Source organism: Aliidiomarina quisquiliarum (assembly GCF_023922585.1).
Lineage (GTDB): Bacteria > Pseudomonadota > Gammaproteobacteria > Enterobacterales > Alteromonadaceae > Aliidiomarina > Aliidiomarina quisquiliarum.
In genome coordinates this window covers 288,757-312,041 of the sequence record NZ_JAMFTN010000014.1, presented here as the reverse complement: position 1 = coordinate 312,041, position 23,285 = coordinate 288,757, and the positions used below count along the sequence as shown (strand labels likewise).

Annotated in this window: 24 protein-coding genes and 1 tRNA gene; 12 read left to right on the top strand and 13 right to left on the bottom strand. The window is 45.4% G+C overall.

What is annotated here, in order from left to right; translation table 11 throughout:
* Positions 1 to 155 precede the first annotated feature (155 nt).
* The 5 genes from M1L23_RS04180 to M1L23_RS04160 form a co-directional block, all read right to left on the bottom strand.
* Positions 156 to 950, bottom strand: a complete 795-nt coding sequence (locus M1L23_RS04180; protein ID WP_252625863.1) for a ubiquinol-cytochrome C chaperone family protein — start codon at positions 948 to 950, stop codon at positions 156 to 158.
* Positions 951 to 952: 2 nt separating this feature from the next.
* Positions 953 to 1,225, bottom strand: a complete 273-nt coding sequence (locus tag M1L23_RS04175; protein ID WP_252625862.1) for a hypothetical protein — start codon at positions 1,223 to 1,225, stop codon at positions 953 to 955.
* 484 nt (positions 1,226 to 1,709) lie between these two features.
* Positions 1,710 to 1,970, bottom strand: a complete 261-nt coding sequence (locus tag M1L23_RS04170) for a hypothetical protein (protein WP_252625861.1) — start codon at positions 1,968 to 1,970, stop codon at positions 1,710 to 1,712.
* Between the two features lie 2 nt (positions 1,971 to 1,972).
* Complete coding sequence (locus M1L23_RS04165; protein ID WP_252625860.1) at positions 1,973 to 3,196, bottom strand: site-specific integrase; 1,224 nt, start codon at positions 3,194 to 3,196, stop codon at positions 1,973 to 1,975.
* Positions 3,189 to 3,422: a hypothetical protein gene (locus tag M1L23_RS04160; RefSeq protein ID WP_252625859.1), complete on the bottom strand. Its 234-nt coding sequence runs from the start codon at positions 3,420 to 3,422 to the stop codon at positions 3,189 to 3,191. Before M1L23_RS04160 ends, M1L23_RS04165 begins: the two co-directional genes overlap by 8 nt.
* A gap of 147 nt (positions 3,423 to 3,569) precedes the next feature.
* Here M1L23_RS04160 and M1L23_RS04155 point away from each other — a divergent pair, with 147 nt between their 5' ends.
* Positions 3,570 to 3,797 (top strand): helix-turn-helix domain-containing protein, encoded by a 228-nt coding sequence (locus M1L23_RS04155; protein WP_252625858.1) that lies wholly within the window; start codon positions 3,570 to 3,572, stop codon positions 3,795 to 3,797.
* A gap of 349 nt (positions 3,798 to 4,146) precedes the next feature.
* On the opposite strand, the gene M1L23_RS04150 is transcribed toward M1L23_RS04155, so the two are convergent.
* Positions 4,147 to 4,223 (bottom strand) — tRNA-Met (locus M1L23_RS04150).
* 183 nt (positions 4,224 to 4,406) lie between these two features.
* On the opposite strand from M1L23_RS04150, the gene rlmKL reads away from it, so the two are divergent.
* From rlmKL to rmf, 5 genes are all read left to right on the top strand, one after another.
* Complete coding sequence (rlmKL, locus tag M1L23_RS04145) at positions 4,407 to 6,542, top strand: bifunctional 23S rRNA (guanine(2069)-N(7))-methyltransferase RlmK/23S rRNA (guanine(2445)-N(2))-methyltransferase RlmL (RefSeq protein WP_252625857.1); 2,136 nt, start codon at positions 4,407 to 4,409, stop codon at positions 6,540 to 6,542.
* Positions 6,535 to 6,774: a glutaredoxin family protein gene (locus tag M1L23_RS04140; RefSeq protein ID WP_252625856.1), complete on the top strand. Its 240-nt coding sequence runs from the start codon at positions 6,535 to 6,537 to the stop codon at positions 6,772 to 6,774. The genes rlmKL and M1L23_RS04140 overlap by 8 nt, the downstream gene beginning before the upstream one ends.
* Complete coding sequence (gene uup, locus M1L23_RS04135; RefSeq protein ID WP_252625855.1) at positions 6,771 to 8,699, top strand: ATP-binding cassette ATPase Uup; 1,929 nt, start codon at positions 6,771 to 6,773, stop codon at positions 8,697 to 8,699. Before M1L23_RS04140 ends, uup begins: the two co-directional genes overlap by 4 nt.
* The gene (locus M1L23_RS04130; protein ID WP_252625854.1) at positions 8,699 to 10,390 is read left to right on the top strand and encodes a DUF3466 family protein; all 1,692 of its coding nucleotides are present in this window, start codon (positions 8,699 to 8,701) and stop codon (positions 10,388 to 10,390) included. The genes uup and M1L23_RS04130 overlap by 1 nt, the downstream gene beginning before the upstream one ends.
* Positions 10,391 to 10,559: 169 nt before the next feature.
* Positions 10,560 to 10,736 (top strand): ribosome modulation factor, encoded by a 177-nt coding sequence (gene rmf / locus M1L23_RS04125; protein ID WP_252626157.1) that lies wholly within the window; start codon positions 10,560 to 10,562, stop codon positions 10,734 to 10,736.
* Between the two features lie 106 nt (positions 10,737 to 10,842).
* Here the strand turns inward: rmf and fabA are convergent, their stop codons facing one another.
* Both fabA and M1L23_RS04115 read right to left on the bottom strand, forming a co-directional pair.
* Positions 10,843 to 11,352: a 3-hydroxyacyl-[acyl-carrier-protein] dehydratase FabA gene (gene fabA, locus M1L23_RS04120; RefSeq protein WP_252625853.1), complete on the bottom strand. Its 510-nt coding sequence runs from the start codon at positions 11,350 to 11,352 to the stop codon at positions 10,843 to 10,845.
* Between the two features lie 82 nt (positions 11,353 to 11,434).
* Positions 11,435 to 13,453, bottom strand: a complete 2,019-nt coding sequence (locus tag M1L23_RS04115) for an AAA family ATPase (RefSeq protein ID WP_252625852.1) — start codon at positions 13,451 to 13,453, stop codon at positions 11,435 to 11,437.
* Positions 13,454 to 13,637: 184 nt separating this feature from the next.
* Here M1L23_RS04115 and M1L23_RS04110 point away from each other — a divergent pair, with 184 nt between their 5' ends.
* Complete coding sequence (locus M1L23_RS04110) at positions 13,638 to 14,444, top strand: MipA/OmpV family protein (RefSeq protein WP_252625851.1); 807 nt, start codon at positions 13,638 to 13,640, stop codon at positions 14,442 to 14,444.
* Between the two features lie 372 nt (positions 14,445 to 14,816).
* Here the strand turns inward: M1L23_RS04110 and M1L23_RS04105 are convergent, their stop codons facing one another.
* The 4 genes from M1L23_RS04105 to M1L23_RS04090 are packed head-to-tail and all read right to left on the bottom strand — an operon-like array spanning position 14,817 to position 17,599.
* Entirely contained in the window at positions 14,817 to 15,302 is a 486-nt protein-coding gene (locus tag M1L23_RS04105; protein WP_252625850.1) for an LEA type 2 family protein, read from the bottom strand.
* On the bottom strand, positions 15,299 to 16,222 hold the full coding sequence (locus M1L23_RS04100) for an SPFH domain-containing protein (protein WP_252625849.1): 924 nt from the start codon (positions 16,220 to 16,222) through the stop codon (positions 15,299 to 15,301). Before M1L23_RS04100 ends, M1L23_RS04105 begins: the two co-directional genes overlap by 4 nt.
* 26 nt (positions 16,223 to 16,248) lie before the next feature.
* Positions 16,249 to 16,692 (bottom strand): NfeD family protein, encoded by a 444-nt coding sequence (locus M1L23_RS04095; RefSeq protein ID WP_252625848.1) that lies wholly within the window; start codon positions 16,690 to 16,692, stop codon positions 16,249 to 16,251.
* Between the two features lies 1 nt (position 16,693).
* A complete protein-coding gene (locus tag M1L23_RS04090) occupies positions 16,694 to 17,599 on the bottom strand; it encodes a MaoC/PaaZ C-terminal domain-containing protein (protein ID WP_252625847.1) in 906 nt (301 codons plus the stop codon).
* Between the two features lie 164 nt (positions 17,600 to 17,763).
* Between M1L23_RS04090 and M1L23_RS04085 the strand changes: the two genes are divergently transcribed.
* Entirely contained in the window at positions 17,764 to 19,401 is a 1,638-nt protein-coding gene (locus M1L23_RS04085) for a methyl-accepting chemotaxis protein (protein ID WP_252625846.1), read from the top strand.
* An 11-nt stretch (positions 19,402 to 19,412) separates the two neighbouring features.
* Here the strand turns inward: M1L23_RS04085 and M1L23_RS04080 are convergent, their stop codons facing one another.
* Complete coding sequence (locus tag M1L23_RS04080) at positions 19,413 to 19,859, bottom strand: hypothetical protein (RefSeq protein WP_252625845.1); 447 nt, start codon at positions 19,857 to 19,859, stop codon at positions 19,413 to 19,415.
* A 196-nt stretch (positions 19,860 to 20,055) separates the two neighbouring features.
* Here M1L23_RS04080 and ccoN point away from each other — a divergent pair, with 196 nt between their 5' ends.
* From ccoN to ccoP, 4 genes are read left to right on the top strand one after another with little or no spacing between them, the layout of a single operon-like run.
* A complete protein-coding gene (gene ccoN, locus M1L23_RS04075) occupies positions 20,056 to 21,492 on the top strand; it encodes a cytochrome-c oxidase, cbb3-type subunit I (RefSeq protein WP_252625844.1) in 1,437 nt (478 codons plus the stop codon).
* A 14-nt stretch (positions 21,493 to 21,506) separates the two neighbouring features.
* Positions 21,507 to 22,115 carry a cytochrome-c oxidase, cbb3-type subunit II gene (gene ccoO / locus M1L23_RS04070; RefSeq protein WP_252625843.1) on the top strand — a complete coding sequence of 203 codons (609 nt, stop codon included), beginning with the start codon at positions 21,507 to 21,509 and terminating at the stop codon, positions 22,113 to 22,115.
* A 12-nt stretch (positions 22,116 to 22,127) separates the two neighbouring features.
* On the top strand, positions 22,128 to 22,322 hold the full coding sequence (locus tag M1L23_RS04065) for a cbb3-type cytochrome oxidase subunit 3 (RefSeq protein WP_252625842.1): 195 nt from the start codon (positions 22,128 to 22,130) through the stop codon (positions 22,320 to 22,322).
* Positions 22,315 to 23,265: a cytochrome-c oxidase, cbb3-type subunit III gene (gene ccoP, locus M1L23_RS04060; RefSeq protein WP_252625841.1), complete on the top strand. Its 951-nt coding sequence runs from the start codon at positions 22,315 to 22,317 to the stop codon at positions 23,263 to 23,265. The genes M1L23_RS04065 and ccoP overlap by 8 nt, the downstream gene beginning before the upstream one ends.
* Positions 23,266 to 23,285: the final 20 nt, after the last annotated feature.

Below are 23,285 nucleotides of genomic sequence, written 5' to 3'. Positions count from 1 at the left end.
CAGGGGAAAGGTCAGTATTTCCGACCTTCGGTCGGCTTGCAGTAAATTAGGTTGGAACACGCTCTTTTTGGTCGGAAGGTGAGGCTGCCAAATTAGGGCAACTGACCTTCTCGACCTATCTCCAATTGCATGAGTCTTGCAGTTAATATCTGATTTTAGGTTGATACCTTATTCCCACAATCAGGACAAAACTTCATTGTTATATCAGATAACATAGCGTCACAGTTGTCACAATTTATAGCGTTAAGTTTCTTTCTAAGCATCGCTATATGAATTACACACGGGATTGTAACCTTATAAGCAGGGCCAGCTATATCAATTGCTGCCCATAAGCCTGTAATCGCCAATCCAATAGGTCCAGTTAGGATAGAAGCTACTCTCATTATGCTAGCATTAGTAGCAAGCATTAGGCCTCTTCCAAGAATTAGCTTTGCAATTTGGTTCGCAATAATAGCTGTTAATTGATACGAGTAAAATCCACCAGACCTAAAAATAGCAATAAATGCTGATGTAGCAATTCCACCTTTATTTAAGCGACCTTTAGCTCCCATATTGTCCATAAGCTTTAATCTATCTTCATCAGACATCTTATCTAATGCTTCAGTTAAGACTGTTTCAAAGATTGCATTCTCAATATCTTCAATGTCTTTATCTTTATTAAAAGGAACTTTGAGTTGTTTTGCTACATCACAAACTATTTCGTGATAGCTAGGGCCTTCACTACCTCTAAAGAGGTTAGCAAATGAGTTTCCGCCCATATCTCTAATTTCTTTTGCAATTAAATCTGCATACTCAGAGTGAGATGGTTCATGTAGTTTATAAGACTCATGAGTCGTTAAAGTTTCTGATAATTTTGTCTTAAGGTAATCGACTAGCGTTTCTAAATCCTCATCAGAAGCAATCTCTAAAACTGGGTTTAGATCTTTATCAAAAATTGAAGTGTTTTTCATTATCATTCCTTTGTTAAATAGTCTAATACTAATTTGTTTATGTACTTTTTTGTTAATAAATCTTTAGTGGGGAAGACATCTTCTGAAGTTTTCGCTATCAACTTTACGATATCATCAGAGAGTTGATTGGATAGGGATAGCTCTCGAATAGATAGGGCTACCCTTAATCGCTCATCAAACTCTCCATTAGAACCCCTGACCTTAATAAGCTTTTTAGCTTCAGCTTTCAGCTTTGCTCTATGTTTTCGCTGCCTTTCTGCATCCGTCATCGCCATATACTGCCTCTCCTAACACTTAAACCCCATCGCGTATCATTTCGTGACTGTCACGAAATGATACGCGATGGGGTTTAAGGAGTCAACGCTTATATTGGATTGATACATGGTCTTGAGAGAGCTTAATTGACACTTTATGAATTACGAGTAGTTCATTAGATACTCTGCATCCGCTTCATTAGTTTTTCAGGCACTCTATTGCTGAAAAGATTAAAAGTTTGGAGATGCTAAAAAAGTACCGCTGGAAAATCATTTTAGAAGCTGACATTGCCCGATAAATTGGTGGCCAAATTTGTTGTTTTTGCCTTTACTGGTTAAATACTACACTATGATGAACATAGCTTGTTTGTTAGCTACAATCCTTTATCTGTAAAAGTTGCAATTTAAAGGTATATTAATGCCCTTCCTGGAGATGGTGGGGGCAACTATCCCTAGTAGCTTCCCCACTAATTCCGTAACACTGAAATCAAGCAGTTTATTCATGTCAAGAAAGTGCTTCTATAGGCAGCAGGCTTTCAAATGCTTTACGAAGCTCTCCTAAAGTGCGATAGCGCTTCGGTAATATGGATATTTGCAATTGTACCCAAATACGTATGGCGTCATAGTTATGGCGTGCAGGGTTAATGCCTAAAAACATTGATAAACCATAGCCTGCTTGTATTTCATAATAATTTATTAACCAGTGAGCTATTGATGTAGCACGTTCTGAATTATTGATATGTTCGAAGTCCTTTTGTGAGTACATAGTTAGTTACCTCTTGTGTCTTTAGAGAGTGTTTGCTCTTGTATTAAACGATCAAATGCTGAGCCGTCTTGACGGGTCGCGTTCGGGATGTAACGTGAATAAACGTTAAATAGCATTTCAGTTGAAGAGTGGCCGAGCAGCCGTGCTACCCATTCAGGGTTTTCTCCTGAAGCAAGCAGTAAGGTTGCTGCTGTGTGTCTAGTTTGGTACGGCCTACGCTTTTCTAAGCCTAAGTGGCGCAGTAGGGGGTACCACACTCGTTTAGTGACATTATTATGCTCTAACGGCTTACCTGCCGTGTTGCAGAATACGTATTTGCTCACTTTCCTTGTGCTTTTATACTGTTGCCTTAAAGCTTTATATACAGGGCCAAGCATGGGTATTTCACGCTGAGAGCCGTCAGTTTTTGTGTATTCAGTTTTGCCAGCTATGAGCGTTGCGCGTATTAGAATTTGTTTGCGTTCAAAATCTACATACTTCCACTGTAAGCCATCTATTTCTCCAGTGCGCATGCCAGTGAAAAAACGTAACGTATAGTAGTTTCGATAGTCTTCTCGAACCGTTTCAATGATTTTATTTACTTCGGCTAATGAGAAAGGTTCGATATGAGTCTTTTTAAGCTTCAATGGCTTAATATTTCGATAAGGGTTTTCCAACCCAAAGCGATCTGAAGCCTCGGTTAATATGATTTTTAACGTGCCCATGCGAGTATTTAGCGTTTTAGCCGAAATGGTTTTGTTACCACTACGCCCAGGTAACTTTGCTTGCTCTGAACGGAACTTTAGTAAGTCAGACTTTGTGATTGTATGTAGCTGTTTAGAGCCGAAAGCAGGTATTAGTGCGCTATCAAGTAAACTTCGTATGTTACGGGTGTGTGAGGCGCGCCATTCGATATTACGCTCAACAAACCATTGCTCAGCGAAGCTTTTAAAGCTTGGTGTGCTGAGGTTTTGATGGCTACTTTTCTTGCTAGCAGGCATCTCTGATGCACCGTGTTTATTGCTGTTAGGTAAAAACTTTTGTAAGTTTTTGCTATTAGGAAAGGTTTTAGCATAATCAAAAATACCCAATAAAATTTCTGCTTGTACCTTTTTTAATAAGCTCTCAGCCTTTGCCATATTAGCCTTCGTGTCCAACATGGATGTCTGCTCACGACAGCGAATGCCTTTGAAGTTAAAGTCTAAGTACAACTTTCCTGTTTCTTTGCGCACTCTTACTTTAGCCATGGCAAACTCCTCCATTAGCCATTGGAATAGTCAGCTGTTGCTGAGAGTTCTGCACCATGTCTTTTTCTATAGGCTCCCATAAGAATAATATTTTACGTCCACCAAAAGGGCGTATGTAATGACGTCCTTCGAGCAAAACGCTATCCTTGAGCGAGTTTCGTATTGTTCTTACATCGTATTTAATACGTGAAGCCAACTCTTCAGTTGTCAGGTAGGTTGTTTTCATGCGAACATCCTTAGGTGGTAGTTAAATCAATCAACTGCTAAATATAATTAGCGTGTGATTACAATATATATCATGCAGTGATTTATGCAAGCATCTTTTGATACTTATATTTATCATTAGATGCTTATTGCTTGCTTGGGAGGGGCTATGCTTCAAATTCATTTAAAAAAACTTATTGCAGACAAAGAGTTTGCTGAGAAACGAAGGGTTACTGTGGCAGAGGTTGCAGAGGCTACAGGGATAAATCGAATGACTCTTTCTAAGATTATCAACCACCCCGGTCATAACACAGGGACAGATAATCTAGATAAGCTTTGTACTTATTTTGATTGTGAGATTGAAGATTTAGTGACTCATATAAAAGAGAATGAATAATCTTTGTTCGTTGAAAACTAGCCTTAAGGTCTCTTTTAATATTTTAATGGGATCTGAAATGTGTGTTTTGTCACGGAATCTGTCACAGATTGTCACATAGCCTTTTCTTATCTATTTAGCGGTGTTTTTAATCGCTTAGCTTGACTACTTTTTCTTGGAAGTATTTAAGGCTTTATTGTATTGGCTTGCCATAGGAGTACAAAAGCCGGCCTCTTTGCCCGAAGGTCTCCCATATCGTATAAACAAAACAATATGTGGAAAAAGGCGACCTTAGGGTAGGGGGTGCCGTGAGGAGTTGCAGACACAAAAAAGCCCGAACATTTCTGTTCGGGCTTTCTTTTGAAAGTGTTGGTTGCGGGGGCAGGATTTGAACCTACGACCTTCGGGTTATGAGCCCGACGAGCTACCAGACTGCTCCACCCCGCGTCCGATTGAGTGCACTATAGAGATTCGCCGGTGCGATGGCAAGCCTATTTTGTGAAATAGCGTTCAACCGCGCAATAAGTAAGCGTTGTGCTGTTTATGTGCGCAAATGTTGGTGGAAGCTATAACAGACATCGGTTTAGCGAACAGGTATACTATGCGCCATTAAATTGAACGGATGGCCTTATGTACCAATTCTATATTTCTTGTGCCCATGGCCTTGAAGAACTTCTTGCTTTCGAACTTACTACGCAGCCTGTTACCGAGGTAAAGCTTACCCACGGTGGGGTGTTGTGTAAGGGTGAATTAGCGGCTGCCTATAGCATGTGCTTAAACTTGCGCACGGCTAGCCGGGTGTTATTGCATTTGCATGAAGGCCCAGTTTCAGACCGCGAGTCGTTATTGCTTGAGTCGACCAAGGTGCCTTGGGGTAGTTTTGTTGACGGTAACGAAAGTTTTGTGGTGCGCTTTAGTGGCATGAACGAAGCGTTGCGCCACACGGGCTTTTCGGCTCAGGTGGTAAAAGACGGTTACCTAGACTATTGGCGCAACTTCGACTTACGCCCACCGGTGGACCGCGACGAAGCGGGCGTTATGGTGGTGGTGCAGTTAGGTAAAGAAAATGCCAACTTTTATTTAGACTTGTCGGGTTCGGGTTTGCACGAGCGTGGCTACCGCCGTGGTACTGGCCCGGCGCCTATTCGTGAAACTTTAGCCGCTGCGGTTGTGTTGCGGAGCTTAAATTCGCTGGCCAACCCTAAGCCAACGGCTGTGGTTGACCCATTTTGTGGCTCGGGCACCTTATTAATGGAAGCCGCCATGCTATTAACCGACTGCGCGCCAGGCCTGTTACGCGAGCAGTGGGGTTTCTTTGGTTGGAAGGCCCATGATCAAGCCTTGTGGCAGCAAACCATAGACACAGCTGAACAGCGCTTTGCGGTAGGTAAAGAAAGCTGCACCACAACATTTTACGGCAGCGACCTAGACGAAAAAGTAATTGCGCAAGCGAACCAAGCGGCACATGCGCTGGGTTTAGCCGATTTATTCAAACTTGAACGAGTCGATGCCACCAGTACCGAGTTAGTCGATTTTATTGGTGAGCAAGAAAATGGCTTACTCATAGCTAACCCTCCTTATGGCGAACGGTTAGAAACGCCATTGTCGGCGCGGGTGTTGTACCGTAATTTTGGCGCCATGCTGTATCAGTTACAGGGCCGTTGGAATGCGGGCATTTTAGCGCCCAGCGACGTGTTGCTGAAGTCGTTACGTTTGCGGGCATGGAAAAAATATAACTTTAACAATGGCCCGTTGCCGGTTCGATTGGGTGTGTTTCAGTTAGAAGGGCAGCAGCAGTTTGGTGGCAAAGACAATACCGATATTGCCAACCGGTTAAAGAAAAACTGGCAACAACGGAGCAAGTGGGCCAAGCGCGAAGGCGTTGAGGCCTTCCGTGTTTACGACGCCGACTTACCTGACTACAACGCGGCAATCGACTTTTATAACGATCACTTGGTTGTGCAAGAATATGCTGCGCCGGCAGACATTCCTGATCACGTGGCTGAAAACCGTTACTGGGACTTAATTGACGCGGTTATGGCCGTGTTACCGGTAGATTCGGAAAATATTCATACGCGCCAACGTCGCCAGCAAAAGGGCTTAGCCCAATACACCAAGAAAACTACCGATGAAGCCGATTCGGTACGCTTTCAAACTAAGGAATACAACGCGGCATTTTGGGTGAACTTAACCGACTACCTAGACACGGGTTTATTTTTAGACCACCGCTTGGTGCGTAAAGACATACAAAAACGCGCCGAAGGTAAGCGGGTGCTGAATTTGTTTGGTTATACGGGCAGTGCGTCGGTGCATGCGGTGTTAGGTGGGGCGAAGCAAGTAACCACGGTTGATTTGTCGCGCACTTACTTAAACTGGGCCAAAGACAACTTCCGCTTAAACCATTTAACCTTAGACAACCATGAGTTTGTGCAAGCCGACTGCTTAAAGTGGTTGGTAGAAATGCAGCGTTCGGGCCAAAGCTGGGACTTAATATTTTTAGATCCGCCAACGTTTTCGAACTCGAAGCGCATGGACGACACCTTTGACATAGAGCGCGACCACATTGAATTAATTCGCCAGGTGCGAACCTTGTTGGCGCCCGGTGGGTTGCTTATATTTTCTACCAACAAGCGCCGCTTTAAGCTTGACTATGAAGGCCTTGAGCGAATGAATTTAACGGCGGTTGATCGCACCCACGCCACCACGTCGGAAGACTTTAAACGCCAGCGGGCTATTCATTACTGCTGGTACATTGAACATGCGTAACTTTTACCTATTAATTAAAGATAACTGTCCATTATGTACTGTGGCCATTCAGCGTATACATGAAGTGGCTCTTGACGAGCCGGTAGCGCTGCACATGGTGGACATTGCGAGCCAGCCCGAGCTGCTCGAAGAATATGGCAACCTAGTACCGGTGTTGGTACGAGAACGCGACGATGCCGAAATTAAATGGCCCTTCGCAGACGACAAGTTAAGGATTTTTCTCGAACAATGAGTGCATTACTTCGTTTACAAAATGCCCGGTTAGCCTTTGGTACCGCGCCAGTGTTGGACAACACCCAGCTTATTATTGAGCGCGACGAGCGGCTTTGTATTGTGGGTAGAAACGGGGCAGGTAAGTCGAGCCTATTAAAGGTGCTAAATGGCCAGTTAAAGCTAGACGACGGTGAGCTGAAAAGAGACGCCAGCTTAAAAGTGTCGATGCTGCCGCAAGACCCACCCGCACAAACTGAAATGGCGGTGTTTGACTTTGTGGCCGGTGCTTTTGCTAACTTACAAGAGCATTTAACCAAATACGCAAAGCTTATTCAGCGTTTAGCCGACGATTCTTCCGATGAGGTTTTAACCGAGCTGGCTCGGGTGCAAGAAAAGTTGGAAGCAAACAACGGTTGGGAAGTACAGCAGCAAATTGAACAAACCTTAACCCGTTTAGGCTTAGACGGTACCGCCACCATGAACAGTTTGTCGGGTGGTTGGCTACGCCGGGTGGCGCTTGCGCGTGCTTGGGTTATTAACCCCGACGTGCTGTTGCTAGACGAGCCCACGAACCACCTAGACGTTGAAACCGTAGAGTGGCTGGAGCAAACCTTAAAAGACTTTAACGGTTCAATTGTTTTTATTAGCCACGACCGGGCCTTTATACGGGCTTTAGCCACGCGAATTGTTGACTTAGATCGCGGTAAATTAACCAGTTTCCCGGGCGACTACGCTAACTATTTAGTGGAAAAACAAAACCAACTTGATATTGAAGAAGCCCATAATGCGGCCTTCGACAAAAAGCTGGCGGAAGAAGAAGTGTGGATTCGCCAAGGCGTAAAAGCCCGCCGTACCCGTAATGAAGGGCGGGTGCGTGCCTTACAAGCGTTACGGGAAGAGCGTAAACAGCGCCGAGCGAAGCAGTCGAACGCTAGCTTTGAAGCCCAAGCCGCCGAGCGTTCGGGTAAAATTGTTTGGCGTGCCAATAACATTAGCTTCCAATATAACGACAAGGTGCTGATAAAAGACTTTTCGTTTACTTTGCAGCGTGGCGACAAAATTGCTTTAGTAGGCCCCAATGGTATTGGTAAAAGTACTTTAATAAAGCTTATTTTAAACGACTTACAGCCTACCGCTGGCACCATGGAGCAGGGCACTAAGCTGAACGTGGCTTATTACGATCAGCACCGGGCTGAACTTGATCCGGAAAAGTCGATTGCCGACAACGTTGGCGAAGGCAAAATGGACATAACCTTTGGTGGCCGTACGCGCCATATTTATAGCTACTTGCAAGACTTTTTGTTTACCCCACAGCAAGCACGTATGCCAGTAAAAGCCTTGTCGGGTGGTGAACGAAATAGAGTACTGTTAGCGCAAATATTACTAAAAGAATGTAACCTGTTGATTCTAGACGAACCGACCAACGACTTAGACGTGGAAACACTCGAATTGCTGGAAAGTATTGTGGCGGAATTTAAAGGTACGGTACTGTTAGTAAGCCACGACCGTGAATTTATTGAAAACACCGCCGACGAAGTATTGCTGTTTGAAGGCAATGGCCAAATTACAGAAATTGTGGGTGGTTTTCATGAAGTGGCCATGTACCAACAGGCCAAACGTGAACGCGAGCAGAAATATGCCGCAAATAAGCCACCGTCGGGAACTTCTGCCGCTACTCGAGACTCTCAAGCACAGCAGACTTTAGCTCGCTCGCCGAACAAGTTATCATACAAATTGAAACGCGAACTTGAGCAACTTCCAGCACAAATTGAACAACTGGAAATAGAGCTAGAACAATTACAGGAAAAAGTTGCAGACCAGGACTTTTTTAAACAGCCAATTGGCGACACGCAGCCCGTGTTAGAGCGCATTCAAAGTATAGAAGAAGAATTAGTGAGTGCGCTTGAGCGTTGGGATTATTTAGAGAACTTGCAGGAAAACTAATGCGATTACAAAAGAAGTATTTGGCTATAGCCATATCCGCACTTTTCGTTAGCTCAGCTATGGCTAGTGCTGCACACGCGCAAGGCTATGAAGTAGTTGACTTTGGCCATGTGCCAGGCGCGCTTTCGGCAACGGTTAACGACATGAATGATCAAGGTCACTTTGTTGGCATTGGCTATAATATTGTAGACATACCACTGCGCGTAGACCTGTTGAACCCAGACGACTTTGAGTCGATTGACGACTTAAATAACCTAAGTGCTGCAGAATATATTACTGTGCGAAATACATTGTTTGGCCGCGGTGGTAGCTTAAACAGCCCGACCGTGCAAAAAGTAACTCAGTTCAGTGGCCTGTGGTATAACGGCGCCATGACTACGCTAAATAATAGTTTAGACGTAATTGAACCGGTTACGGGCCTATTAACCCGCAGCAACGACGTAATTTTGCACGGTATTAATAATAGCAACCAAGCGGTTGGTGAGTTTCGTGCGCCTTTCTTGCAAGTAAACGGTAGCGACGAAAACAACGCCCCGGCAATTTATTTTGTGCGCGACCGCATGCCACAAGCACTGTGGACCAATGGTGTTGACCACGTTGAATTAGCGGGCGAAAGCGGCCTTACCTATAGCGGAATTTCGCGGGCCTATGCAATTAACGACAATAACCAAGTGGTTGGTTTTGCCGCTATTGAAGACACCCCACGGGTAGTAACGGCTTATGCTAATTGCCAGAACCCTGAGTCGACTTCAGCGCACTTACCCCTTGACGCTTGTATGTATGGAGTATGGGCCAGTGCTGAATATGAAGCCGCTATACGTTCGCCGTTATATTTAGAAACCGCTTATATGTGGGAACTAGACGCCACCGGTAATGTTATTGCTCAGCGTTCGTTAGGTATGGCGCCAACTGCGCTGGACGACAATGAAGGCAAAGAAGACAAAGACAAAATAGAAGGTACAGTAAGAAGTGAAGCCTTAGACGTGAACGACGCTGGCATTGCTGTAGGCTTTACCGCTTTTAATGGCCCTTTTGCGCTGAATTACGCCACTATTTATAACCAAGGTAAGGCCGAGTGGATTATTCCTAACACCAAGCAGGGGTATGCCCAAAGTAAAGCAACGCAAATTAACAATAACGGCTTTATTACTGGTTTCACTTACCAAGTAAACTTGCAATACCCACGTGAACGCTTGTTTATTGCCCATACAGACGGCCGTGAAGTAACTTTTCCGAGTGGCTTTTTTACTGATTCAAGCTGGCGTCCACGGGCTATGAATAATTTAAACCAAGTAGTGGGCCGGGCCGAGCGCGACAGAACGCAAGTAGAACAGCGCCGTACGGTGGCCTTTATGTATGACATTGACAAAGACATTACGGTAGACCTTAATTCGCTTATGGGTTGTAATTCTGGCTATGACTTGTTTGATGCGGTAAGCATTAACGACAACGGCGACATTATTGCTTTAGCGAACATGGAAGAAACCCGTGTTATCGACGGGCGGGAATACACTGCCCTAAACGTGCGCCCGGTGCTTGTTCGTGCCAGCAGTAACGTTGAAGCCTGTGGCGATCCCAGCGATAAACAAGAGCGCAAAGCTGCGGCAATTAGCCCTATTCAGCTTGCTATAACCTTTGTATTAGGCGGAATGTTCTATATAACCAGGCGCCGCCGTAAAACCCAAAAATAAGCTTATTTGTTCTAAGTGAAAAACATAGCGATCTCATTTGGTTAAGTGATAACCGCTGAGATCGCTTTTTTTATGATTGAACTTTCCGGCCATAATGGTTATCACAGTAAGTGTGCTTCATAAAAAAGGCACGTTATTGAGATATGACAAGAGGAAAGTGCACATGAGAATGAAAAGACAGAAAAGAGATCGCTTAGAAAGAGCTAACTCCCAAGGTTTTAAAGCTGGTGTTGCAGGCCGCTCTAAAGAGCTTTGTCCATACCAAGGTAACGATGTTCGTTCTGAATGGCTGGGTGGCTGGCGAGACGCCATGGAAGCCCGTAACGACGGCTATTTTAATCGTTAAGAAAACATTTTTTGGTCAACAAGAAAATTGATTAGTGCAGATTTTAGAGAAAAGCCCGGCCAAAATTTAGCCGGGCTTTTTATTTGTGCGGTAATAGTACAAGCTATTAAAACGTTGAGGTGTCGGTAAACAAGCCTACTTTTAAATCTTTGGCGGTGTAAATAACCCTGCCGTCTACTTCAACTTCACCGTCGCCAATACCCATAAACAACCTGCGTTTAATAACTCGGGTAAAGTTAATGCGGTAAGTTACTTTTTTAGCGGTAGGTAATACTTGGCCGGTAAATTTCACTTCGCCAACACCAAGGGCACGGCCACGACCTGGGCCACCCGAACAAGCTAAGAAGAAACCTAGCAGCTGCCAAAGGGCGTCGAGGCCAAGGCAACCAGGCATAACAGGGTCGCCTATAAAGTGGCAATCGAAAAACCACAAGTCGGGGTGAATGTCGAGTTCTGCTTCAACATAGCCTAAGCCGTGAGTACCGCCGGTTTCTTCCATGCGTGTAACACGATCCATCATTAGCATGTTAGGAGCGGGTAACCGACTATTGCCAGGGCCGAACATTTCGCCGCGACCGCATGCTAATAATTCTTCACGCGTATAAGATGACTGCATATATAAACCTTCGTTAAAGTAAATGTTTGGCGTAGCTTAGCGAACAGCTGTACGCTGAACAAGTCCGAACAGTTGAAAGCTGTTATCGCAGATCAAATAATCGGGCGAAAAAACCTCTACGCTGCTCGTCGTCGGGGATTTCTTGCACTTCACGCAAGCGTTTTTGAATTCGGCCAAAGAGATGCTCTTCGTTCGGATCAAGCGGCGTACCACAAGCTATATTCATTAATAAGTAGACGGCTTCGGTAACATGTTTAACGGCATAAATATGAAATTTACCTTGTTCTACGGCGTCTTGTACCTGTTGCGACAAATGTAAATTCATACGGTTAGAAGCGGGTAGCACTACACCGTGTTCGCCATTCAGGCCGCGGTGTTGGCACACCTGAAAATAACCTTCTATTTTTTCGTTAATGCCGCCTACGGCTTGCACATTACCAAATTGGTCAATGGCCCCGGTAACCGCCAAACTTTGTTTTATGGGCACGTCGCCAAGGGCAGATAATAAACAGCATAGCTCTGCCAAAGAAGCGCTGTCGCCGTCTACTTCATGGTACGACTGTTCAAATACTAAGGTGGCCGAAAGGGGCATGGGCTCTTTTTGGGCAAATAAATTGGCTAAATAGGCGGTTAAAATCATTACGCCTTTAGTATGAATGTTACCGCTCAATTCGGCTTTTCGCTCAATGTCGATAATGTCGCCGTCGCCATAATGCACCGAAGCAGTTATACGCGAGGGCTCGCCAAATTCTGCACCAGCTACAGACACCACCGTAAGACCATTAATTTGGCCCACCACATTGCCCGAAGTGTCGATTTGTATTTGGTCTTCAATAATATTTTGCCAGCTCATTTCGGCAATGCGAGAAGCCCGAGCGCGTTGCTGTGTTTCAACCTTATGTATGTGCTCGGCTGTTATAAAGTTGGCTTTTTGCTCGTTGGCAAGGTTTTCAGCTTCTTCCAGTAATTGCATTAAGCGTACGGCGTCTAAACTGAGTTCCGACTGGTGTTCACACAAGCTAGAAGAATAACGTAGCAGGGCGGTTAAACCACTTTCATTCAATGGTCGGTGGCCTACTTGGTCGCGTACGTAGGTTAAAAAGTCGAGGTAATCGGTAAAGTTGTCTTTGTTGGGCTGAAAAATGCCAGAAAAGTCGGCAAAGAACGGAAAGTAATTGCTGAAATCAGAATCTAGCTCGTCGAGTTGGCTAAATAACGAGGCGTCGCCGGTTAAAATAACTTTAATGTCGAGGGGCACTGGCTCGGGCGCATAAAATATAGCCGTTTGGCCTTCGCCTGGTTGTGCCCAGTCGAAGCGTTTACGCCGTAAAACATGTTTTAATTGGCGCCATAACTTAGGTTCAAGCAGTAATTCATTGGCGTCGATAACCAAAATGCCGCCGTTTGCCTGTAGTAAATCGCCTGGGCGAATAAGGTGCAGTTCAGAACTAATGGTGCCTTCAACCGACTGAATACGAATGTCGCCAAACAACCGTTCGCGGGTAACCCTGTCGCAATATACCCAGGCTTCAGCGCCTTGTTTATGCGACACAATAATATTGGCAAGTTCGCTGCCCGGAATGTCGTCGAAGGTTTTAAATTGAATGGCTTCAAGGTAGCGGCTAAAGCTAGTTGAGGGATATAAACCGTTCAATTGATCGATAATAGGCGCGCGCTCGCTGGGCTCGGTATTCAGTAATTCCCATAAGCCGGTAAGGGCGTTTTCAGCACTGCCTAAAGGTAGCCACACACATATAGGTGCATTGGCGTCGGCTGGGTTAGCTAAATACACCCAGTCGTACTGGTGGCGTACCGACCAGTTTTGTGTTTTGGCGACGGCCCGAATTACGTCTTCAGCTACTAAGCCTGGCGGTAATGCCATATAAGCATTGCTATAGCTAGAGCGTGACTGAATGGCTTGTTGCAAAGCAAGTAGGGCGCGCGACTGGCCTGCTAACACTTGCGCAGTACCAGTGCCTTGAACCGTACCGTTTGGCATAGCTGCATAAGCATGTAACCAACGGGTTGGGTTTGCACTTAAGTCGTCGGCACCTAGTTTTTGATACGAAGGTGCACTTAAATATTCTGTTCTGTCCGGCATATTATGGCGTCTCAATAAAATCAATCGGTATGATACGCTAAAAGGCTTGTGTGTAAACGTCAGTTACGGCGGCTACGGGTAATCTAATTTGCTTGTGGCTGCGTATTCTAAGTAAATTGTACGTTAATACTGTATAAAATTGGCAGTAACGGCCTAAATTAAGATTACCAAAAGGAATGATAACGTGATAAAAAGAAAACCAGCCTTCAGCTCATTGAAAGCCCTTAAAGCACCGCTAATAAAGGCTTGTAGTGCTTTATGGTTAGTTTCCGGAACGGCTGTTTCTGCAGAAGAAACCGAGAAACCCAGTAATTGGCGGGTGGGCTTAGCGGTGGCAAGTGTCGACGCTGCTTACAAGGGCCGTAACAACGAAACCTTTGTGGTTCCGGTGGTTGGTTACGAAGGTGAAAAGGTTTATTTTCGTGGCGTTGAATTAGGTTTTCGGCTGTATCGTAAGCAAGGTGCTGAATTAGCCGCAGTGGCTAGCGTGGCACCGTTTCGGTTTGAGCCTAAAAAGAACCGCATAGACGCATTAAAGCTATTAGACCAGCGCGACTTTCGTATAGAAACCGGTTTGAAGTACAACCAGCACACGCAGTATGGCCGTATTTCTGCAGAAACCTTAGTAAACGTACGCGACTTCGACACGGGTTATCGGTCGTCGGTTGGCTATTTTTACTCGCTTAGTAAACAACCGCACATTTGGCAGTTTGGCCCGCGCATTGACGTAAGCTACATCAGTGGCAGCTTTGCCGATTACTTTTATGGCATTAGTGCGGCTGAAGCACAGCGTTCGGGTTTAAGTGAATACCAAAGTAAAAATAGCTGGAACACCACACTAAGCCTTGAAGGCTTCATGCGCTTAAACGCCCGCTGGACTTTAGCTGGATCGGTAACACGCACCTTTATAGACAACGAAATACGCAACAGCCCAATGACTGAGGGTTCACATACCACCAGCGCCTTTGTATTTTTAAGCTATCAGCTTTAGGGCTTAGCCCTTATCTACATACACATAATGGTACGCATAATATATATTATGTTAAATCGGATTATTATTAAGATAGCCCTATAGCAAGCCCCCTTATGTTAAATCGGATTATTATTAAGATGGCCCTATAGCAAGCCCCCTTATGTTAAATCTGATTATTATTAAGGTGGCCCTATAGCAAGCCCCCTTATGTTAAATCGGATTATTATTAAGATAACGCTATAGCAAGCCCCCTTATGTTAAATCGGATTACTATTAAGATAACGCTATAGCAAGCTCCCCGTCGTTTCTTCTTTAACAAAACCCAGGTAAAAAAAAGCCGCAGCTTTTGCAAGCTACGGCTATTTAGTTCATTTTGTTTTTGTTAAATAATTAGCTGTCGTTGTAACGCAGCGTAAATGGAATGTTGTAACTTCCTATGGCCGAGTTCACTACGCCTGAACCTTCAATGCGTAATGGCGGCATGGTTTTGTCGCGGCTTAAATGAATGCCTTCGGCAAGCAGCTCTTTGGCACTTAAGGAAATGTTAAGCACTATTGAATTACGCCCACCTTGGGCCGCCACTTTAACTTCGTTTTGGTTAGCACCCTGGCCAACCAGCGAATTGCCAACAAACACGTTGTAGTTCATTTGCATTAACGTTAACGCTATTGGGCTGTTATTGTTCACTTCTACCTGTACCGCTAAATCGGCAGTAATGTCGGGAACAATATTATTACCACGACGCACGCCCATGGTAATATCGACGCCTTCTAGCCGAAACTTAACCGTATCGGCTAGCTGTTGTTTTAGCGTGGTGCAACCGTAAAGCATGCTTATAGCTAGGGCAAATATTACCAGCTGGCCTACTTGTTTCATGAACTGCGCATACCCTTAACAATGTCGGTAATGCTAGCTACAGCACCGCCAATGTTGGCAAGCTCGGCAGGTATAATCATGGTGTTGTTCACCTTGGCTAAATTGCCGAACTCTTTCACGTATTGTTCAGCAACACGTAAGTTAACGGCTTCTTTGCCGCCTGGCTCGTTTATAGCTATGGCTATTTTACGTAAGCCTTCAGCGGTGGCGGTGGCAATAAGTTCAATTTCTTCTGCCCGCCCTTCAGCTTCGTTAATTTGCTTTTGTTTTTCTGCTTCAGACATATTGATAACTTCTTGCTTCTGACCTTCTGAAACGTTGATCAAAGCTTGGCGTTCACCTTCCGATTTCGCAATAGCAGCACGGCGTTCACGTTCAGCGCGCATTTGCTGTTCAAGGGCGTCGCGAATGCTAGCGGGTAATTCAATGTCGGAAATTTCATAACGTAATACTTTAATACCCCAAGGCGCTGCTGCTTCGTCGAGTGCATTTACTACTGCTTCGTTGATCATGGCGCGCTCTTCGAAGGTTTTATCAAGCGACGTTTGGCCAATAACAGAACGCATAGTGGTTTGCGCCAATTGCGACGCAGCATAGCGGTAGTCGTTAATGCCATAGCTGGCACGGTGCGCGTCAATCACTTGAATATAAAGTACACCGTTAATGCCTACTTGAATGTTGTCTTTAGTAACACAAGCTTGGCGAGTTACGTCGATTACTTCTTCTTTAAGTGTGTGTATATAAGCAACTTTGTCGACAAAAGGGATAAGAATGTGAAACCCTGAGTCGAGCGTGCGTGAATACTTACCGAGACGTTCTATAACGTAATTACTTCGCTGTGGCACAATGCGGGCCGTTTTTATAATAATAACAATAACAAACACGGCAAAACCTAACGAAAGTATAGCTAAACTGTCCATTCCGAACTCCTTTACTTAATGCCCAATTAAGGCTTGTTACGGCCTACCACAATAGTAATGCCGTCATTTTTTATTACCCAAGCAACATCGCCTGCGTTGAGCTCGTCGGTACTTCTTGCGTCCCATTGCACGCCATTTAGCACTACTCTGCCGTGGCCTTGGTTAAAGGTTGTTTTCACCACCACCCGGTCGCCAATGCTTTGCTGAAACTCTTGCTGTTTACTGGTTTTGTCAGTGGTAAAGCCAACAAACCAAGTTTTACACCGTTTTCTTACTAGCAGTAAAGAACCTAAGCTGACACAACCAAACACAATATATTGCGCCGCCGAAGACTCAATTATGCCCAGTTGCATTAAAATGCCCGTAACCAGAGCACCAACACCAATAAATACAGCAACAATGCTGGTGGCAAGTAGTTCAGACACAATAAGTAAAATACCAACTACTATCCAAATTAAGCCGGTCGACATATTAGTTCCCCTTGGTTGTTTCGTTCGTAAAGGTAGCAAAAGTACCTTCTAAAAAACTACGTTTACAGCGCGCATCGGCCACCATAACGCGCCCTTCTTCAGGCTGGTATAAACATTTCAGTTCCGTTGGCAACACCACCGGGCGGCGAAAGCCAACGTCGAGCATTTGAATTTCTTGTTGAAAGGTAGTTTCTAAGCTGGCTTGGGCTCGGGCCACAGAATACATGCCGTGAATAATGGGGCGCGCAAAACCAAACCAGCGCGACAACCAGCGGTGTAAGTGAATTGGGTTATAGTCGCCCGACAATTTGGCATAGGAACGGCCTAAGTCGCTCGGCAAAGACCAAGCAGCACTTTCAAGCCAACCGCTTAGTTCTAGCTTGGTTGCTTGCTGGTTGCGCCTTTCAACCGACTTGCTACCACCGCCCACTTGGTATGCGCTATTACAGCGTACTACCAAGGTGTCGTTTTGGTAAAAGTCGACGAAATACATTGGCCGTACCCGCTTGCGGGTTGCAGCTCGAGCGGGAAACTCAATTTGCACGTCTAAGGTAAAAGGTAAGTTAAGGTCTACTTTGGCAAAGTATTCCATACGGTTGGCCACATGCACCATGCCTAAAATAGGCCAAGGGAAACGGTCGTCGAGCATTAACGCTAAATGAGCCCGCTGGGCAAGCAAATAATAATAGGTTAAGGGCACGTTGCTTATAAAGCCAGCAAGTTGCTTTTTATAGGCAGTTAAATGTTCTGTATCAATGGCTGGGGCTGTATACTGACTATTTAATGCCTTAAGCTCATCGTTTACCTGGCCTTTACGAGCAACCGTCGATAGTGCGCGAAAAAGCATACCAGGTAAGTCGGGTAGAGTTTTCGCATGTGAATGTTTAACCTGATATCCTTGTGCCATCTAATCCTCCACGGAACCACTTCAGTTTTGGCTAAGCGGTAGGTTATCAAAAATAGTCTGCATGGCGTAGTTCTATTTAACTGTATTAAGGCTGTTGTAATGTACTGGTTTGCCGATAAAAACAAGTAATACAGTCTTTTTTTAAATTTTTGCGAGTAACTTGTATGCTCAATCGATTTTTACAACGCTTCACCATTAGTGTTCGTTTATTTTTATTGCTTTGTATTGCTGCGTTAGGCACATCGTTAATGGTGGCCTTTATGTTATTTAACGACCGCAGCTTTATCATGGAAGAAGCACAAGCAAAGTTAAACGCTGTCAACGAAATTGCCCTAGCCCAAATAAATACGTATTACGAACGCGCTCAAACCGGCGAGCTTAGCTCGGAAAATGCAAAGTCGGCCGCCTTGGCCATGCTTGACACCATACGTTACGACCACGATAAGTATATGTTTACCTTAGCTCGCGACGGTGTTTTATTACAACACCCCAATGCCAATGAACGCGGCCGTAATGTACTTAATGTAACCGACACGAAAGGAACACCCTATTACAGCAACATGCTTGCTAGCAGCCAAAAAACCGGCTCGGCCACGTTGCAGTACGTTACAGCGGGCGCCGACGGTCGTAAAAAAACGGCGGTTATTGCTCGAGTGGTGGAATTTAAACCTTGGGGCTGGGTATTAGGTAACGCTGTTGAACTAAGCCATATAAACGGGCAATTATTGAAGCAATTTTGGCGCTTGTTTGTAATTGCTCTGTGTTTGTCGGTGCCCTTATTATTATTTTTCGTGTTAATTATACGTAGCATTGTGGTACCACTGCGGGCTTCTATAGCGGCTATGGACGACGTGGCTTCTGGCGAAGGCGACCTAACCCTGCGTTTAAATGCTTCAGGGTCCGACGAAGTTTCTCGCTTGGGTGCTGGTTTTAATGAGTTTGTTGAAAAAGTGCAGGTGCTCGTTAAAAACATTCAAGAAAACGCCAGCAATGAAGAAGCCGCCGCTCAAAAGCTAGCCAGCTTAACCCTGTCAAGCAGCCAACTTTCTGGCGAACTTGCCGGCGAAGCCTCGTCGGTAGCTACGGCGGTACACGAATTATCGGCCTCGGCAGCGGAAGTGGCTGACCATGCTCGCCAAGCGGCGCAGTTTGCTAATAAAGCCGACCAAGAGGCCGACACCTCTGCAGAAATAATGCATAACACCGTTGAAAGTATCGACGAATTAGCAAGCAAATTAGCTGCAGCAGTTACTCAAACCGAGGCGTTACAAGAAAGTTCGAACCGTATTGGCGACATTTTGCAGGTTATTGTAAATATTGCCGAGCAAACCAATTTATTGGCTTTAAACGCAGCTATTGAAGCAGCCAGAGCCGGTGAAGCCGGCCGAGGTTTTGCCGTAGTAGCCGACGAAGTGCGCACCTTAGCCACACGCACCCAACAGTCAACCAATGAAATTAGCCAGCTAACAGAAAATATACAGTCGGCTATTGCCAATGTGTCTACTGTTATTGAGCAAGTGCAACAGGCTTCGCAGCACACCAGCACCGAAGTAAGTGGCGCTGAAACCGCCTTGCGTAACATTAGCCAGGCAGTAGAAAACATTTCTACCATGAATATTCAAATAGCCAATGCCACCGACGAGCAAAGCCGAGTTACTGCCGATGTAAGCAGAACTATTGTTGGTATTAGCGACCTTTCAACCGATAATGAAAGCAACAATAAATCGCTGGGCGAATTAAGTAAGTCGATGTCGAACAGTAGCCACAGTTTAGCGGCCTTAGCCCGTCAATTTAAAACTTAAGCGGTCATATATTATTTAGGGTAAGCCGCAACCGGAAAGCTAATGTCGGTTGTGGTTGGCCCTTGTTCGGTTTCTATAGCAAAGCTTAAACGCCACACCATCTGTGGATCAGTACAGGCGCCTAAGCGAATTTTTGCTAGCCAACGTCCTTTCTCTAAGTATTCCCACACCACCGGTATGGTACCCATATACATACTTTCGCCCGACAAGACACTGCGGTTAATGTGCCAAGCTGAAGGTAATTGCACATACAAGTCGATGGCGGTTTCTTCTGGCATAGCGGGCGAGGAAGAATAAAGCGTCATGGTTTGCCCTGCCACATCATGTTGGCACTGGGCCGATGGAATAGACCCTACGGCGCAAAAACCAACTGTAGCACTTGGCTGTTTTACTTTACTGCAAGCCACCAAAGTGGTTATTAACAAAAAAATAGTTAGGTACAAACTTACTCTGGTCATAATTTCACCGCGGAAGGTCAGGAATACTGCAAAATCGTTGATATAATACCCGCCGATTTGATTAGAGTCATAAAAACTCTACATTCAGCTGTATTCTTTCGCTATAATCCGTACAATCTAGAGCGTTATCGGTAAAACTTTGTAAAAAGGTTTTGCCTTTTTGCATGTTCTGCAACCTCGAGCGGATAATAAGAAAATGAACCAAACGAATTCTCAACCTGTTGATTATAACCTGAAGGTGGTCAAACAATTTACGATTATGACCATCGTATGGGGCATTGTAGGTATGAGTGTTGGTGTATTAATTGCTGCCCAGTTAGTTTGGCCGGCATTAAACTTCGATACTCCATGGCTTACCTACGGCCGTTTACGCCCACTGCATACTAACGCAGTGGTATTTGCTTTTGGCACTAGCGCATTATTTGCTACTGCTTACTACGTCGTGCAAAAAACCTGTCACGTTAGGTTGTTTTCCGACCGGTTAGCGGCCTTCACCTTTTGGGGTTGGCAAGCGGTAATTGTAGCGGCTGTCATCAGCTTACCTATGGGCTTCACTACCACCAAAGAATATGCGGAGCTTGAGTGGCCGATATCTATTCTTATCGCAGTAGTGTGGATCGGGGTCATGGTAGTGTTCTTCGGCACTATGGCGAATCGTAGAACGTCGCACATATATGTAGCGAACTGGTTCTACGGTGCCTTTATGATTACCGTAGCTATGCTGCATATAGGTAATAACCTAGCCATTCCTGTGTCGTTCATGAAGTCGTACTCGATTTACTCGGGTGCTGTCGATGCCATGATGCAGTGGTGGTATGGGCATAACGCCGTTGGCTTCCTGCTCACTGCTGGCTTCTTAGGAATGATGTACTACTTCGTACCTAAACAAGCTGAGCGCCCGGTGTACTCTTACCGCTTATCGATTGTGCACTTCTGGGCACTTATCTGTATTTATATCTGGGCAGGCCCGCACCACTTACACTACACCGCGTTGCCAGACTGGGCGCAAAGTGTAGGTATGGTTATGTCGGTTATTCTGTTTGTTCCTTCGTGGGGCGGCATGATTAACGGTATTATGACCCTTTCAGGTGCATGGCATAAACTTCGTACCGACCCTATTTTGCGCTTCTTGATTGTGTCACTGTCGTTCTACGGCATGTCTACCTTCGAAGGCCCAATGATGGCGATTAAGTCTGTAAACGCCCTTTCGCACTACACCGACTGGACCGTTGGCCACGTACACTCAGGTGCATTAGGTTGGGTTGCCATGATTTCTATTGGTGCCATTTACCACTTAATCCCTATTTTGTTCGACCGCCAGCGTATGTACAGTATTAAGCTGATTAACACACACTTCTGGTTACACACTATTGGTGTTGTTCTGTACATCGTAGCGTTATGGATTTCAGGCGTAACACAAGGGTTAATGTGGGGTGCAGTGAACTCTGACGGTACCTTAACCTATAGTTTCGTTGAAAGCTTACAAGCCTCCTACCCGTTCTATTTTGTACGGTTTATTGGCGGTTTGTTTGTTGTAACCGGTATGCTTATTATGGCTTACAACGTATATAGAACTACCCGTAGCGATGTTGTTCGTAAAAGCGAACCTCTAGTCGCAGCTCAAACCGCGTAAGGAGATACTGAGTCGTGAGTAAAAACAAACATGAGTTAGTAGAGAAGCACGTCGGTTGGCTTGCTGTTTTTGCTATTATTGCAATTTCATTGGGTGGTCTCGCCGAGATCACCCCCCTACTGTTCCAACGCCAAATGTCTGAGCCAGTGAAAGATCTGCGCCCATACACGGCATTAGAATTAGAAGGTCGTGACATTTATATTCGTGAAGGCTGTGTTGGCTGTCATAGCCAAATGATTCGCCCGTTCCGCCACGAAACAGAACGTTATGGCCACTATTCAGTAGCGGGTGAGCACGTATGGGAATTTCCATTCCTATGGGGCTCAAAGCGAACTGGTCCAGACTTAGCACGAGTAGGTGGTCGTTATTCAGACGAGTGGCACTATGTGCACTTAATGAACCCACGCGCTGTAGTACCTGAGTCGAACATGCCAGCATTCCCTTGGTTAGCTGAGAACGTGTTAGATGGTCGCCTTACCGAGCGCAAACTACGCACATTTAGAACCTTAGGTGTGCCTTATACCGACGAAGACATAGCGGGTGCCGCTGAAGCGGTTATTGGTCACACAGAAATGGAAGCCTTGATTGCTTACTTGCAGTCACTTGGCACCGCCCTACGGTAAGGAAGGAATAGTATGAGTGGAGCTACATTCACAGCATGGTACACACTCGTTGTCTTCGGGATCATTATTTTAGTGATCCTCTGGGCCTACCGTCCGAAAAATAAAGACCGCTACGACAGTATTGCTAAGTCTGTTGTAGACGATGATTCAACCGACGTGAAACAACCAGAGTCGCGTCGCAAGCAGGAGTCAAATAATAATGAGTAGCTTCTGGAGTGCCTGGATAATAGTCATAACCCTCGGTACCTTAATAGCGTTAATGATTTTGTTGCGCTGGAATATGACCAACTATACCGGTATTGAAGAAGGCGAGCCTATGGGCCATACCTTCGACGGTATTGAAGAGCTAAACAACCCACTACCTAAGTGGTGGACCATTTTGTATTGGTTATGTTTTGCTTGGGGCTTTATTTACCTTGCCTTGTATCCGGGCTTAGGTAATTACAAAGGTTTGCTTGGTTGGACAAGTTCAAACCAAGGCGTACTTTCCTTAGAAGAGTCGCGCTTGGCGGTAGAAAAAGCCCGTGCCGAAGGTATGAACGTTCAGTATGACCGTGAACGTATGCATGCAGACGACAAGTACGGACCTATCTTTCAACAGTATGCCAGCTTAAGCATTGAAGACATTGCTAAAGAGCCAGAAGCGGTAAAAATTGGTCAGCGCCTATTTTTACAAAACTGTGCTCAGTGCCATGGTTCAGACGCCCGTGGCTCGCAAGGCTTTCCCAACCTAACCGATGGTGTGTTTAACTGGGGCGGTGAACCGCACCAAATTTTCACTACCATAATGCAGGGTCGTAATGCAGTTATGGCGCCGTGGGTAGACGCTTTAGGTGAACAAGGTGTAGTTGAGGTAGCTACTTATGTGTTAAGCCTGAATGGGCGCAACGTTGACCGCGACGCAGCTCGTGCGGGTGAACAACAATTTGCAATTTGTAGCGCCTGCCACGGTGCCGACGGTAAAGGTAATACGGCGCTAGGCGCGCCAGACTTAACCAATAACGTTTGGTTGTATGGCGGCTCACAAAAAGCGGTTGAAGACACCATTCGCCACGGCCGTAACGGTGTGATGCCTTCTTGGGAACATATTTTAGGTGAAGATAAAGTTAAAATTCTCGCCGGCTATGTACTTAGCTTAAACGCCGAGTAGCAAGGACAGCAACACTCGCA

Bases quoted from the DNA above. Each gene is read 5' to 3' on its own strand.
- M1L23_RS04180 (WP_252625863.1), bottom strand. From the start codon at position 950: ATGAAAAACACTTCAATTTTTGATAAAGATCTAAACCCAGTTTTAGAG.
- M1L23_RS04175 (WP_252625862.1), bottom strand. From the start codon at position 1,225: ATGGCGATGACGGATGCAGAAAGGCAGCGAAAACATAGAGCAAAGCTG.
- M1L23_RS04170 (WP_252625861.1), bottom strand. From the start codon at position 1,970: ATGTACTCACAAAAGGACTTCGAACATATCAATAATTCAGAACGTGCT.
- M1L23_RS04165 (WP_252625860.1), bottom strand. From the start codon at position 3,196: ATGGCTAAAGTAAGAGTGCGCAAAGAAACAGGAAAGTTGTACTTAGAC.
- M1L23_RS04160 (WP_252625859.1), bottom strand. From the start codon at position 3,422: ATGAAAACAACCTACCTGACAACTGAAGAGTTGGCTTCACGTATTAAA.
- M1L23_RS04155 (WP_252625858.1), top strand. From the start codon at position 3,570: ATGCTTCAAATTCATTTAAAAAAACTTATTGCAGACAAAGAGTTTGCT.
- rlmKL (WP_252625857.1), top strand. From the start codon at position 4,407: ATGTACCAATTCTATATTTCTTGTGCCCATGGCCTTGAAGAACTTCTT.
- M1L23_RS04140 (WP_252625856.1), top strand. From the start codon at position 6,535: ATGCGTAACTTTTACCTATTAATTAAAGATAACTGTCCATTATGTACT.
- uup (WP_252625855.1), top strand. From the start codon at position 6,771: ATGAGTGCATTACTTCGTTTACAAAATGCCCGGTTAGCCTTTGGTACC.
- M1L23_RS04130 (WP_252625854.1), top strand. From the start codon at position 8,699: ATGCGATTACAAAAGAAGTATTTGGCTATAGCCATATCCGCACTTTTC.
- rmf (WP_252626157.1), top strand. From the start codon at position 10,560: ATGAAAAGACAGAAAAGAGATCGCTTAGAAAGAGCTAACTCCCAAGGT.
- fabA (WP_252625853.1), bottom strand. From the start codon at position 11,352: ATGCAGTCATCTTATACGCGTGAAGAATTATTAGCATGCGGTCGCGGC.
- M1L23_RS04115 (WP_252625852.1), bottom strand. From the start codon at position 13,453: ATGCCGGACAGAACAGAATATTTAAGTGCACCTTCGTATCAAAAACTA.
- M1L23_RS04105 (WP_252625850.1), bottom strand. From the start codon at position 15,302: ATGAAACAAGTAGGCCAGCTGGTAATATTTGCCCTAGCTATAAGCATG.
- M1L23_RS04100 (WP_252625849.1), bottom strand. From the start codon at position 16,222: ATGGACAGTTTAGCTATACTTTCGTTAGGTTTTGCCGTGTTTGTTATT.
- M1L23_RS04095 (WP_252625848.1), bottom strand. From the start codon at position 16,692: ATGTCGACCGGCTTAATTTGGATAGTAGTTGGTATTTTACTTATTGTG.
- M1L23_RS04090 (WP_252625847.1), bottom strand. From the start codon at position 17,599: ATGGCACAAGGATATCAGGTTAAACATTCACATGCGAAAACTCTACCC.
- M1L23_RS04085 (WP_252625846.1), top strand. From the start codon at position 17,764: ATGCTCAATCGATTTTTACAACGCTTCACCATTAGTGTTCGTTTATTT.
- M1L23_RS04080 (WP_252625845.1), bottom strand. From the start codon at position 19,859: ATGACCAGAGTAAGTTTGTACCTAACTATTTTTTTGTTAATAACCACT.
- ccoN (WP_252625844.1), top strand. From the start codon at position 20,056: ATGAACCAAACGAATTCTCAACCTGTTGATTATAACCTGAAGGTGGTC.
- M1L23_RS04065 (WP_252625842.1), top strand. From the start codon at position 22,128: ATGAGTGGAGCTACATTCACAGCATGGTACACACTCGTTGTCTTCGGG.
- ccoP (WP_252625841.1), top strand. From the start codon at position 22,315: ATGAGTAGCTTCTGGAGTGCCTGGATAATAGTCATAACCCTCGGTACC.